General features: G+C 73.0%; 10 protein-coding genes and 1 pseudogene. 2 read left to right on the forward strand and 9 right to left on the reverse strand.

Annotated features, from left to right (window positions below; all coding sequences use genetic code 11):
• Positions 1–147: 147 nt before the first annotated feature.
• The 8 genes and pseudogenes from AB4880_RS10130 to AB4880_RS10165 all read right to left on the reverse strand — a co-directional run bounded on the left by AB4880_RS10130 (position 148) and on the right by AB4880_RS10165 (position 9,649).
• Positions 148–2,166 (reverse strand): arylsulfatase, encoded by a 2,019-nt coding sequence (locus AB4880_RS10130; protein WP_367919099.1) that lies wholly within the window; start codon positions 2,164–2,166, stop codon positions 148–150.
• Between the two features lie 56 nt (positions 2,167–2,222).
• Positions 2,223–2,495, reverse strand: a pseudogene (locus AB4880_RS10135) (sulfatase-like hydrolase/transferase); the annotation flags it as partial.
• On the reverse strand, positions 2,492–3,415 hold the full coding sequence (locus AB4880_RS10140; protein ID WP_452440135.1) for a formylglycine-generating enzyme family protein: 924 nt from the start codon (positions 3,413–3,415) through the stop codon (positions 2,492–2,494). The pseudogene AB4880_RS10135 and the gene AB4880_RS10140, both read right to left, overlap by 4 nt.
• 38 nt (positions 3,416–3,453) lie before the next feature.
• On the reverse strand, positions 3,454–5,103 hold the full coding sequence (locus AB4880_RS10145; RefSeq protein WP_367919101.1) for a dipeptide ABC transporter ATP-binding protein: 1,650 nt from the start codon (positions 5,101–5,103) through the stop codon (positions 3,454–3,456).
• Complete coding sequence (locus AB4880_RS10150) at positions 5,096–5,983, reverse strand: ABC transporter permease (RefSeq protein ID WP_367919102.1); 888 nt, start codon at positions 5,981–5,983, stop codon at positions 5,096–5,098. The genes AB4880_RS10145 and AB4880_RS10150 overlap by 8 nt, the downstream gene beginning before the upstream one ends.
• The gene (locus AB4880_RS10155; protein WP_367919103.1) at positions 5,983–6,942 is read right to left on the reverse strand and encodes an ABC transporter permease; all 960 of its coding nucleotides are present in this window, start codon (positions 6,940–6,942) and stop codon (positions 5,983–5,985) included. Before AB4880_RS10155 ends, AB4880_RS10150 begins: the two co-directional genes overlap by 1 nt.
• A gap of 7 nt (positions 6,943–6,949) precedes the next feature.
• Positions 6,950–8,536 carry an ABC transporter substrate-binding protein gene (locus AB4880_RS10160; RefSeq protein ID WP_367919104.1) on the reverse strand — a complete coding sequence of 529 codons (1,587 nt, stop codon included), beginning with the start codon at positions 8,534–8,536 and terminating at the stop codon, positions 6,950–6,952.
• Positions 8,537–8,587: 51 nt separating this feature from the next.
• Positions 8,588–9,649 (reverse strand): helix-turn-helix domain-containing protein, encoded by a 1,062-nt coding sequence (locus AB4880_RS10165; RefSeq protein ID WP_367919105.1) that lies wholly within the window; start codon positions 9,647–9,649, stop codon positions 8,588–8,590.
• Between the two features lie 183 nt (positions 9,650–9,832).
• On the opposite strand from AB4880_RS10165, the gene AB4880_RS10170 reads away from it, so the two are divergent.
• Both AB4880_RS10170 and AB4880_RS10175 read left to right on the forward strand, forming a co-directional pair.
• Positions 9,833–10,780 carry a TauD/TfdA dioxygenase family protein gene (locus tag AB4880_RS10170; protein WP_367919106.1) on the forward strand — a complete coding sequence of 316 codons (948 nt, stop codon included), beginning with the start codon at positions 9,833–9,835 and terminating at the stop codon, positions 10,778–10,780.
• Positions 10,781–10,868: 88 nt separating this feature from the next.
• The gene (locus AB4880_RS10175; protein WP_367919107.1) at positions 10,869–11,369 is read left to right on the forward strand and encodes a mycothiol transferase; all 501 of its coding nucleotides are present in this window, start codon (positions 10,869–10,871) and stop codon (positions 11,367–11,369) included.
• Between the two features lie 7 nt (positions 11,370–11,376).
• Here the strand turns inward: AB4880_RS10175 and AB4880_RS10180 are convergent, their stop codons facing one another.
• Positions 11,377–12,387 carry a nitronate monooxygenase gene (locus AB4880_RS10180; protein ID WP_367919108.1) on the reverse strand — a complete coding sequence of 337 codons (1,011 nt, stop codon included), beginning with the start codon at positions 12,385–12,387 and terminating at the stop codon, positions 11,377–11,379.
• Between the last annotated feature and the right edge of the window lie 161 nt (positions 12,388–12,548).

Raw genomic sequence — 12,548 nt, forward strand, 5'->3', positions numbered from 1 at the left:
CACCGCTGGACAGGGGTGTACCGGCAGCAACGGCTGGCCGACAGCGAGCCGCAAGCCACCACCTCCATCACTGCGACGCGCCACCACGCACTCAGTAAAGAAGACCCCGCACCGAGCGTGCCGCGACCAAGCGCTCACCGCCCTCCGTCACTGCGTGACGAGCACCGCCCCGACCTGCTCCTCCACGCTCGGCGTCAGCGCGTCCGAACCCGTGACGATCTCGACCCGCGCGATCCGCCCCGAGAACCGGAACCCGTCCCGCGTCCCGTAGTCGGGCGTCACCGGCGTGCCGCGGTCGATGCCGACGTCCAGGGTCTGGTCCATCGAGAACATGAACGGAAGCGACCGCTCCAGGCGCCCGGTCGCCACGGGCGTCCCGTCGAGCACGAGCGTGACGGTGGCGCCCTTGCCGAGCCCGCCGCCGTCGTAGGCGAAGACCAGCTCGGCGACGTGGTCGCCCTCGGTCAGCGCCGCGGACGACCGCACGTGGGTCCACTCGATCGCTGCGTAGCTGTAGGCCCAGGTGAGGATCCCGTCCTTGACGTAGAGCGACCAGCCACCGAAGTAGCCGCCCTGGGCGACGAGCACGCCCGAGGTGGCGGGGCCGCCGGTGAAGGCCGCGCGTACGACGTGCGAGGCGTTGCGCACCGCCGGCACGGCGTCGTCGCGCAGCCGCCCGGACGTCGGCCCGAGCACGATCGAGGTCGGGGGCGCGGGGCGGCCGGTGCCGCCGGCGTTGAAGCGGCGGGTGAGCTTGTCGTCCATGGGCAGCACGTGGTTGCGGCGGGCCTCGGCGAGGAAGAGCGCCTGCAGCTCGGCCAGGCGCTCGGGCTCGCGGGCGGCGAGATCGCGGGCCTGGGTCCAGTCGGTGGTGGTGTCGTACAGCTCCCAGCGGTCGTCCTCGAAGCGCGGCGTCTCCTCGAACGCCGGGTGCCAGGGGGCCTTGTGGGCGGCGACGGCGGTCCAGCCCTCGTGATAGATCCCGCGGTTGCCGAACATCTCGAAGTACTGGGTGGTGTGCCGCTCGGCGGCGTCCGGAGCGTCGAAGGAGTAGGCGAAGGAGACGCCGTCGAGCGGTGCCTGCGGGACGCCGTCGATCGTCTCCGGCACCGGGACGCCGGCGACCTCGAGCAGGGTCGGCAGCACGTCGTTGACGTGGTGCCACTGGTGCCGGACCTCGCCGCGGGCGCGGATCCCCGCGGGCCAGTGCACGACGAGTCCGTTGCGCGTGCCGCCGTAGTGGGAGGCGACCTGCTTCGTCCACTGGTACGGCGTGTCCATGGCGACCGCCCAGCCGGCGGGGTAGTGGGCATAGGTGTCCGGTCCGCCGAGCTCGCCGGGTCGGGAGGCGATGAAGTCCGCGATCCGCTGCGGCGACTCCTCGATGCCGTTGAAGTGCAGCCCCTCGTTGAGCGTCCCCGCCGGCCCGCCCTCGGCGGAGGCGCCGTTGTCGCCGAGGATGTAGAGCACGATCGTGTTGTCGAGCTCGCCCCGCTCGCGCAGCGCGTCGATCACCCGGCCCACCTGGGCATCGGTGTGCTCGGCGAAGGCGGCGTACAGCTCCATCAGCTGCTGGCCGGTCTCGCGCTCGAGCTCGGAGACCTCGTCCCAGTGGGGGACTCCGGGCGTCCACGGGGCCAGCTCCGCGTCCGGCGGTACGACGCCGAGCTGGCGCTGGCGTTCGAGGGTGAGCTCACGCTGGCGGTCCCAGCCGTGCGCGAACTCCCCGCGGTAGCGGTCCCGCCACGCCTCGGGCACCTGGAAGGGGGCGTGGGTCGCGCCGAACGCGAGGTAGCAGAGCCACGGCTTGTCGGGGGCGTGGGTGCGGACGTCACCGGTCCAGGCGATGGCGCGGTCGGCGAGGTCCTCGGAGAGGTGGTAGCCCTCGGCGGCGCTGCGCGGCGGGTCGACGAAGGTGGTCCCGTCGACGAGGGTCGGCTCGAACTGGCTGGCCTCGCCGCCGAGGAAGCCGTAGAACCGGTCGAATCCCTCACCGGTCGGCCAGCGGTCGAACGGTCCGGCGGCGGTCTGCTCCCACGGCGGCGTCTGGTGCCACTTGCCGAAGGCGCCGGTGCTGTAGCCGTTGGCGCGCAGGATCTGGGCGAGGGTGCCGGCGCTGCGGGGGCGCAGGCCGTCGTAGCCGGGTGCTCCGGTCGAGATCTCCATGACCGTCCGACGCCGACGGCGTGGTGGTTGCGGCCGGTCATCAGCGCCGCCCGCGTGGGCGAGCAGAGCGCGGTCGTGTGGAACCGGCTGAAGCGCAGGCCGTCGTCGGCGAGCTGCTCCGCGACGGGCGTCCGGCACGGCCCGCCGAACACCGAGGGCGCGCCGAAGCCCATGTCGTCGAGCAGGACGACGAGCACGTTCGGGGCACCGTCGGGTGCGGCCAGGCGGGTGCGACCAGGGAGGGGCGCGCTCTGGTCGCGGATGTCGACCTCGGCGTCGTACGACGCGCGGTCGCGGTGGAAGGGCAGGTGCAGGCGGTCGTCGGTCATCGGTGGTCCGTTCGTTCGGGGAGGGAGTTGCCGCACCGGAAGCCGACATTGGCGGAGGCCGAGTCGGGGGTGTTGCCGGTGCGGGCGGCGACGCGGTAGCGGTTGCAGTAGGAGTCGTGGCAGAGGTACGAGCCGCCGCGCATCACGCGCGCGTGGCCGTGCGCGGGTCCGCGCGGGTCGTCGGCGGGGGAGGTCGCGTAGAAGGCGGGGTCGAACCAGTCGGCGCACCACTCCCAGACGTTGCCGACGGTCTGGAAGAGGCCGTAGCCGTTGGGGCGGTACGACTTCACCGGCGCGGTGGTGAGGTGGCCGTCGTCGAGCGAGTTGTGGTGCGGGAAGTCGCCCTGCCACACGTTGAGCCGCCAGGCACCGCCGTCGTTCAGCTCGTCGCCCCAGGGGAAGCGCCGGCCCGACAGGCCGCCGCGTGCGGCGTACTCCCACTCGGCCTCGGTGAGCAGGCGCTTGCCGGCCCAGCGGCAGTAGGCCTGCGCGTCGTTCCACGTCACGTGGACGACGGGGTGGTGCGGAAGCTCGCCGATCGACGAGCGCGGCCCGGCCGGGTGCCGCCAGTCCGCGCCCTTCACCGCAACCCACCACGGCGTCGCGTCGAGCCGGTGCAGGACGTCGCCGCGCGCCGCGTCGACCGCGAGGTGGAAGACCGCGGAGACGCCGAGCTGCTCGGCCTCGGTGACATGGCCGGTGGCGCGGACGAAGCGGGCGAAGGCCGCATTGGTCACGGCGGTCTCGTCGACCAGGTACGGCGCCAGCGTCACCTCGTGCACGGGGCCCTCGCCGTCGGCCGGGTCGCCGTCGCCGAAGTGGTCGCCCATGGCGAAGGTCCCGCCGCCGATCACCTGCTGGCCGCGGATGTCGCGTTCATCCGCCGGCGGTCGGTACGGCGCCGCGGGCGCGATGGTCAGCAGGTCGCCCTGTGCGACGGATCCCGCGCAGCAGGCACTCACGACGCCAGCTCGCGGACCCGGCGCCCGCGCCGCCGCGTCGGGTCCGGCACCGGTACGGCGTCGAGCAGGCGCCGCGTGTAGTCCTCGGCCGGCTGCGCGAACACCGTCGCGACCGGCCCGGTCTCGACCAGCTGGCCGGCGCGCAGGACGGCGACCCGGTCGGCGACCTTGTGCACCACCGCGAGGTCGTGGCTGATGAACAGGCAGGCGAACCCGAGCCGCTCCTGCAGCTCGCGGAACAGCTCGAGCACCCGCGCCTGCACCGACACGTCGAGCGCGCTGGTCGGCTCGTCGGCGACGAGCAGCGTCGGGTCGAGGGCGAGCGCACGGGCGAGGGCGATCCGCTGCCGCTGCCCACCGGAGAGCTCGCGCGGGCGGCGCTCGGCGTACGACGGCGGGAGCTGGACGGCCTCGAGCAGCTCGGCCACGCGCGCGTCGCGCTCGGCCGGGGTGCCGACGCGGTGGATGTCCAGCGGCTCGCGGATGCTCGCACCCACGCTGAGCCGCGGATCGAGCGAGGCCTCCGGGTCCTGGTGGACGAAGGCCAGGCCCCGCCGCAGGTCCCGGCGCTCCGAGCGCGGGGCGGCGAGGACGTCGGCGCCGTGCAGCAGCACCTGACCACCCGCGAGGGGGACCAGCCCCGCGGCGAGCCGGCCGAGCGTGGTCTTGCCGGATCCGGACTCGCCCACCAGTCCGACCACCTCGCCGGGCGCGACGCGGAGGGAGACGTCGTTGAGCGCGGGGAAGGCCCGGCCACGGCGGCTGGATCCGTAGCGGACGTGGACGTTCCGGAACTCCACGGCCGGCGTGGCCTCGTCCGCGGGCGCGGCGATCGGCACCGCCGAGCCGGGCGCGGGGAGGCGGAGCACGGAGGCGAGGAGCGTCCGGGTGTACGGCTCACGCGGCCGGGCGAAGAGCGCCCGCGTCTCGCCCTCCTCGACCACGTTGCCCGCCTGCAGTACGACGACCCGGTCGGCGATCTCGGCGACGACGCCCATGTTGTGGGTGATCAGCACGATCGCGGTTCCGGTCCGCTCGCGGATCCGGTCGAGCAGCCGCAGGATCTCGGCCTGCACGGTGACGTCGAGCGCCGTCGTCGGCTCGTCGGCGAGCAGCACCTCCGGCTCGTTGGCGAGCGCGAGGGCCAGGACGACGCGCTGCTTCTGACCGCCCGACAGCTGGTGCGGGTAGGAACCGAGACGCTGCTCCGGCTCGGGGATCTCCACAGCCCGCAGCAGCTCGATCGCCCGCTCCGTGGCGGCCTTCCGCGACCTCAGGCCGTGCGCGCGCAGTGCCTCGCGGAGCTGCCAGCCGATGGTCCGCACCGGGTTGAGGGCGGTCTGCGGCTCCTGGAAGACCATCGCGATCCGCGCGCCGCGCACCTCGTTGAGCCCAGCCTCGGACAGGCCGAGGAGCTCGCGGCCGTCGTACCGGATCGAACCGGTGGCCTTCGCGCCCGGCGGCAGCAGGCCGAGGACCGCGCGGGCGGTCATCGACTTGCCGGAGCCGGATTCGCCCACCAGCGCGAGGATCTCGCCCTGGCGCAGGGTGACCGAGACGTCCTCGACGGCCGGTCGCGGCTGCGCGAAGGAGATGGCCAGATGCTCGATGGTGAGCACCGGCGGGGAGAGGGGCGAGTCAGGCACGGCGGGCCTCCGCGAGGGACTGGGAGATGAGCAGGAGTCCGAGGACCAGCGCGACCACGATGGTCAGCGGGCCCGCGGCGAAGAAGGGCGCCTCGTGCAGCAGGCGGACGCCGTCCTTGATCAGGGAGCCGAGCGACGGGTGCGGCGGGCGGACGCCCAGGCCGAGGAAGCTCATCGCGCCCTCCACGAAGACCGCGACCGACATCGACACGGCGAGCTGTACGGTCAGCGGCTCGAGCGAGTTGGGCAGCACGTGCTTGCGCAGCACCCACCACGGCGTCGCTCCGACCACCTGCGAGGCCTCGACGAAGGGCATCTCGCGCACGGTCCGCACCGACGTCCGGACCAGCCGCCCGAACACCGGCAGCTCGATCGCGACGATCACCACCGCCACCGTGAAGACGCCAGGCCCGAGGAAGGCGGTGATGAGAATCCCCAGGATCAGAGCGGGAAACGCGAGTAGCAGGTCGAAGGCGCGCTGCGCGATCACGTCGGTCACCGGCCACCAGCTGGTGACCAGGCCGAGCAGGACGCCGAGCGCCGCGCCCACCGGGACGGCGGCGAAGACGACGACCAGGTCGACCCGGATCCCGTAGAGGGTGCGGGAGAGGATGTCGCGGTTGAGCTCGTCGGTGCCCAGCCAGTGGCCGGCGCCGGGGCCGACCAGGTTGGCGCCCTGGATCTGCTCCGTCGGCCCGTACGGCGCGAGCAGCGGCCCGAGCACGCCGAGCAGCAGCACCAGTCCGACCAGGACGACGCCGACCCGGCCCCGACCGTGCAGCAGCGCGTGCCGCAGGCGGTTCGCCCGCACCGGGCCGGGATCGCCCGGCACCGGCCCGACGGGCACCGGGGTGAGCGGTTCGGTCACCGAGGCGGTCATCACGAGACTCCGTTCAGCCGGACGCGCGGGTCGAGCCACGCGTGGATCAGGTCGCCGACGAGCTGCGTGAGCACGAAGACGACGACCGAGAGCAGCAGCAGGACCTGCACGACGGGGTAGTCGCGCGACGAGATCCCCTGCTCCACCAGGCGCCCGAGCCCCGGCCACGCGAAGACCGCCTCGACGAGGATCGCCCCGCCCAGCAGGCTTCCGAGCTGCAGCCCGAGCACCGTCACCGTCGCCGGCAGCGCGTTGCGCAGCGCCTGGGTGAGCACGATCCGCCGCCGCGGGATGCCGAGCGCCCGCGCCGTCGTGACGTACGGCTGCCGCAGCTCGGTGCGCAGCGACTCGGTGAGGAAGCGGGTCAGTGCCGCCCACGCGGGGAGCGCGAGCGCGAGGCCCGGGAGGATCAGGTACTGCAGGGCGATGTCGGGCTGGGAGAAGAAGCCGGCCGGCGGCGTACCACCGGCCGGCAGCACCGGGAAGCGCACCGCGAACACCAGCACCAGCACCAGCGCGGTCGCGAAGGTCGGCACCGCCACCGCCGCGGTGTTGACCGCGGACAGCAGCGAGTTGAGCCACCGCTTGTCCCACACCACCGCGGCGGTGCTGGCGACGATCGCGCCCGCCGCGGCGAGCACGAGCGCGAAGAGCGTCAGCACCACGGTGTTGAGCGCGCCGTCGGAGATGAGACTGCCCACGTCGCCCCCGAGCTTGTACGACGGCCCGAGGTCGAGCCGGGCGAGATCGCCGATCCAGTGCACGTACTGGCTCCAGAACGGCCGGTCCAGGCCGAGCTCCGCGCGGATCGCCGCGCGGGACTCGGCCGTGGCGTCCGGCCCGGCGAGCACCGAGACCGGGTCGCCGGGCACCAGCCGGATCAGGGCGAAGATCCCGACCGACGCGAGCGCCGTCACCAGCAGGGCGGAGCCCAGCCGGCTGAGCAGGTAGCGGGTCATGGCCGGATCACTTCGTCAGGTACGTGTCGTAGAGGATCGGCTCGCCGCGCTTGGTCTGCCCGAGGTCGTGGACGGTGGTGCTGCTGGCGTCCTGGGGCAGGGTGATCGCGATCTCCAGCAGGAACGAGCCCTTGAGCAGCGCCTGGTTGAGCGCCGCGTAGTCGGCCGGGTCGACCGCGCCGGGCTTGGCCTCCCAGACCTTCTCGGCCGCGGCCTTGTAGGTCGGGTCGGAGTACAGCGACGCGTTGTGGTCGGCGTTGAACGGGTACGCCGACACCGCGAGCGTCGACGGCGTCCAGTTGGCGTAGCCGTGGCTGAGGATCCACAGCGCCGGGAACTTCGCGCCGATCAGCTGCTGGATGACCTGCGCCTGCTCCTGCGGGTCGAGCTCGACCTCGATGCCGACCTTGGCCAGGTCGGCCTGCGCGATCTGTGCGATGGCGCCGTAGATCGGGTTCTCGGCCGGGTAGGTCAGCGGCAGCTTCGGGATCTTCACGCCGTCGGCCTTGGCCTCGTCGACGAGCTTCTTGGCCTTGGTGAGGTCGTAGTCGTAGGTGGCGTTGGCCTTCTCGTCGTACGCCGGCGAATAGCTCGGCCACGGCGTGCTGATCGGCACGCCCGCCCCGCGGAGGACCTCGTCGACGACCCGCTTGCGGTCGAGGGCGTAGGCGATCGCCTGGCGCACCCGGACGTCGGACAGCGCCGGGTTGGTGACATTCGTGCCGACGTAGACCTGGCCCTCGGCGCCGTTCCACTGGTTGACCTGGAACTGCTTGTCCTTGCCGAGGCTCTGGAAGTCGCGGTACGACGCGCCGAGGATCAGGTCGAGCTGGTGGGCGCGGAGCTGGGCCACCTGCGCCTGCGGGTCGGGGATCACGCTGACGTCGATGCCGTCGAGCGCCGGCTTGCCGCGCCAGTAGTCGTCATTGCGGGTGAAGCTGATCTTCGAGCCCGGGCTCCAGCTGGCGAACTTGAACGGGCCGGTGCCGACGAACGCCTTGCCCTCGCGGAGCTGGCCGATCGTGTCCTTGTCGATGATCGGGAGCATGTCGAGCAGGTCGAAGATGTTGCTCAGCGGGTGCGCGAAGGTCAGCGTGATCGCGTGCGGGTCGGTGGTGTCGAAGCCGGTGACGGCTGCGGCGGTCCGCTGCAGCTGCACGGTCCACGTCGGGTCGGCCCAGGTCTTGATGCTGAACTCGACGTCCTTGCTGGTGAACGGCCGCCCGGAGTGGAACGTCACGTCGTCGCGCAGCTGCAGGTGCAGCTGCGTGCCGTCGTCGGAGAGCTTCCACGACGTGGCCAGCGACGGCTTCGGGTCGAGGCTGTCGCGCGGGTAGTCGATGAGCGAGTCGTAGACGCTGCCGATGAGGACGTTGATCGCGTCGCTGGAGTTGGTGAAGATCCGCGCGGGGACGATGTCCTGGAGCGCGCCGACCCGCAGGATGCCGCCCTCCTGGCGCTTGCCCGAGCTGCTCTTCAGCTCGTCGACGGCCGAGGAGCAGGCGGTCGCGAGGAGCAGCGTGAGGAGCGCGACGACGACGCCGGCGAGCCGGATCGGGCGCCGCCGTACGGGTGCGGGGACAGGTGTGGACACGGGTGTTCCTTTCGGGACAGGAGAGGGGGTCCGAGAAGGGGAGAGGGATGCTCAGGCGCCACGGCGACACATGCCGCCGGCCTCGACACACGCCAGGGGGTCGTCGAGGACCGGTCCGAGCGCGACGGTGCAGGCGCTGATCGCCTGGATGTCCGCGCCGAACCGCGTGAAGGAGACGGGCACCTGCTGCGCCAGCGCGCTGTGCGCGGCATAGGCGGCGGTGATCTCGTCGAGCAGCCCCGGGTCGCCGGTGAACGCCTGGCCCACCAGGACGACGCGGTCGGGGGAGAGCATGTCGCGCACCGAGCCGGCGACCTGGCCGAGCAGCCGCGCGCGGGCGGCGTCGGGCAGTGTGCTGACGGTGGCCGCGAGGCAGCCGGTCCGGCCGCACGGGCACGGGACGTCGGACGCGGTGGGGAAGTGGGTGAGGCTGGCCGCGCGGGTGACGTCGGTCTGCACGCCGCGGTCGACGGCGACCGCCCAGCCGATGGTGTCGCGGGCGTAGAGATAGAGGGTCAGGCCGCCGGTGCCGTGCCGCCGGTGCAGGAACTCCGACGCGGCGACGGCCGAGATGTGGTCGCCGGTGCGCACCGGCAGGCCGGTCAGCTCGTGCACCTCGGTCTCCCGGTCGGTCGGCACCAGGTCGAGCTCGCGCCAGGGCGCGACCAGGCCGGCTGCCAGGGGGACCCGGCCGGGGTGCGCGCCCAGCAGCGCGGCGGCGACCCGACTCAGCTCCTCGAGGTCGGGCTCCGCGCCGAGCGGGCGCCGTACGGTCTGGGAGGTGAGGACGCGTCCGGTGAGGTCGCCGAGCGCGACGGTCGCGATCCGGCGGCCCACGTGGAAGCCGATGGTGAGGTAGCGGTCGGCGTCGATCTCGATCGGTACGCCGGGCCGCCCGGTCGCGCCGGGGCGGGCGAGGTCGGGGCGCTCGCGGACCAGGCCGAGCTCGACGAGCTGGGCGACGGTGCGCCCGACGGTCGCGATGCTGAGCCCGCTGGCTGCGGCGACCTCGTCGCGGGAGGCACGGCCGGCGGCGCGGACCTGCTCGAGCACCTGCGACGGCGTCGAGCTGAACCGGCCGCGGGAGACGGTGATGATCGGGGAGCGGGCCATCGTCGTCCTCCTTCCGGTCGGTGCGGGCGTCGTGCCGTGACAGCAATAGTCGATCAAGTAACTCGACAAACTGTAGAACACGCACCGACCGCCCCCGCAACTCGATCCCGCGATCCGGGCGGGTTCGGCTCACGGTGAGTGGAACCCTTGTCGGGACCGGGCCTGCTCTCCACGGTTGGGGCCATGACTCTCCTCGACCACCCGACCGCCACCGACAGCACCGATGCCCCCGATGTCACCGTCCACCGGCTCGGCAGCCGGATCGGCGCTCGTATCGACGGCGTCCGGCTCTCCGGCGACCTGTCGCCCGCGACCGTCGCCGCCGTCCGCGCCGCGCTGCTCGAGCACAAGGTCGTCTTCTTCCGCGGCCAGGACCACCTCGACGACGACGCGCAGATCGCGTTCGGCGAGCTGCTCGGACCGCTCACCACCGCCCACCCGACGGTCAGCACCGGCAGCGCCCGGGTGCTCGCGCTCAAGGCGACCAAGGGGATGGCGGCCAACTCGTGGCACACCGACGTCACCTTCGTCGACCGGATCCCGGCCTTCTCGATCCTGCGCGGCGTCACCATCCCGGCGTACGGCGGGAGCACGGTCTGGGCGAACACCGCGACGGCGTATGCCACCCTGCCGCCGCAGCTGAAGGCGCTCGTCGACGACCTGTGGGCGGTCCACACCAACGACTACGACTACGCCAACCACTACACCGAGGAGGGCGACGCGAACACGCAGTTCAGCCGCGCGGAGTTCGCCTCGACCGTCTACCAGACCGAGCACCCGGTGGTCCGGATCCACCCGGAGACCGGCGAGCGCGCGCTGCTGCTCGGCCACTTCGTGAAGAACTTCGTCGGCTTCAACTCCAAGGAGTCGTCGGCGCTCTTCAACCTGCTGCAGGAGCGGGTGACCAAGCTCGAGAACACGGTGCGCTGGTCGTGGCAGGAGGGCGACGTCGCGATCTGGGACAACCGCGCGACCCAGCACTACGCGGTCGCCGACTTCGACACCCAGGTCCGCGAGGTCCGGCGGATCACCGTGCAGGGGCCGGTCCCGGTGTCGATCGCGGGTCGCGAGAGCCGGGTCGTGCAGGGGTCGGCCGACGTCTACAACCGGCTCGACGAGCTGATCTCCTGACTCCTTGGGGAGTCGTGTGCCTGAGAACCCGGATATCCGCGTTCTCAGGCACACGACTTCGTCGGGCCTGGCGGCGTACCGTCGAGCCATGACTCCCGCAGAGGTCCTGACCGACTCGATCGGCCGGGTCGTGGAGTCCGTCGAGGCGGTCCTCGACGGGCTCACCGACGCCCAGCTCGTCGAGCGCCCCCGCCCCGACGCCAACACCATCGCCTGGCTGATCTGGCACCTGACCCGCGTGCAGGACGACCACGTCGCCGACGTCGCGGGCACCGAGCAGGTCTACACCGCGCAGGGCTACGCCGAGCGCCTGGCGCTGCCGTTCGACCCGCGCGAGCACGGCTACGGCTTCACCAGCGACCAGGTCGCGCAGGTCAAGGCGCCGGCCGGGCTGCTCCTCGACTACTACCGCGCCACCCACGAGCGGACCCTCGCCTACCTCGCCGGGCTGAGCGGCGACGACCTCGACCGGGTCGTCGACGACCGCTGGGACCCGCCTGTCACGCTCGGCGTGCGGCTGGTGAGCGTGGTCAACGACTGCACGCAGCACGTCGGGCAGGCGGCCTACCTGCGCGGGCTCCTGGTCTAGCAGCCCGCTACGGCGCCAGGCCCCGCAGGATCTCCGCGGCCGGCCTGGCCTGCGCGCTGCGGAAGCCGGTGCCGGCCCACAGGTGCAGCCGGTGCGGGTCGCCGGCGCGCGCGGCGGTGCGGCGCAGGTCGCGGGTGAGGTGGTGCAGCTCGGGATACCCGTACGGCGCGCTCGCGTGGTGCCGGTCGACGAACGCATTGCGCAGCGCCCGCGCGGGCCTTCCCGTGAAGCAGTGGGTGACGACCGTGGTGGCGAACGCCGGGTCGGCGAGCGCCTCGCGGTGGGTGGTCGACGTACCGGCCTCGCTGGCGCGGAGCAGCAGGGTGCCGACGGCGACGGCCTCCGCGCCGGCCGCCAGCAGCTCGCGGACGGCGTCCGGCCCGTCGACGCCGCCGCCGGCGATGAGCGGCAGGCGGGTCGCCGCGGCCACCGCGCGGACGGCGTCGGCGGTGGAGGCGTCGGTGATGGGGCGGTGGGGATCGAAGGTCCCGCTGTGCCCGCCCGCGCGAGGCCCCTGGACGACGAGCCCGTCGACGCCCGCCTCCTCCGCGGCCCGTGCCTCGTCGGCCGTCGTCACCGTCGCCAGCACCCGTGACCCCGCCTTCCGCAGCGCCGCGATGTCGCCCCGCTCGGGCAGCCCGAACGTCAGGGACACCACCGGCACCGGCTCGGCGACGAGCAGCGCGACCTTCTCGTGCCAGGCGTCGTCGTCGTGCCGCGGCTCGGCGGGCAGGACGACGTCGAGCGCCTCGGCGTCGCCGCGGATCGCCTCGGCGTACGCCGCGAACGCCGCGGCGTCGATCGCCCTCGGCTGCGGCACGAACAGGTTGACCCCGAACGGCCGTCCCACCGCGTGCGCCGCCCGCAGGTCGGCCGCGAACGCCTCCGCGCTCAGATAGCCCGCCGGCACGAACGCGAACGCCCCCGCCTGCGTGACCGCCGCCGTGAGCGCGGGGCTGGTCGGGCCGCCGGCCATGGGGGCGGCGGCGAGCGGGAGAGAGGCATCCAGGAGGGCCATGTCGTCCAGGATGCCTCAGGTCCGGGAGCCCCGGCACCGAGGCGGCCCAGGGTGTGTCAGGACGTTGCCGGGTTGTCCTTGTCCTGCCTTGTCGTCGCGTGAATCATGTGCCGCCCATCTCCACCACACCAAGGAGCAAACGATGACTCGGGTCGCGACAC

Origin of the sequence: Nocardioides ginsengisoli (assembly GCF_039537225.1) — a bacterium.
GTDB lineage: Bacteria > Actinomycetota > Actinomycetes > Propionibacteriales > Nocardioidaceae > Nocardioides > Nocardioides ginsengisoli.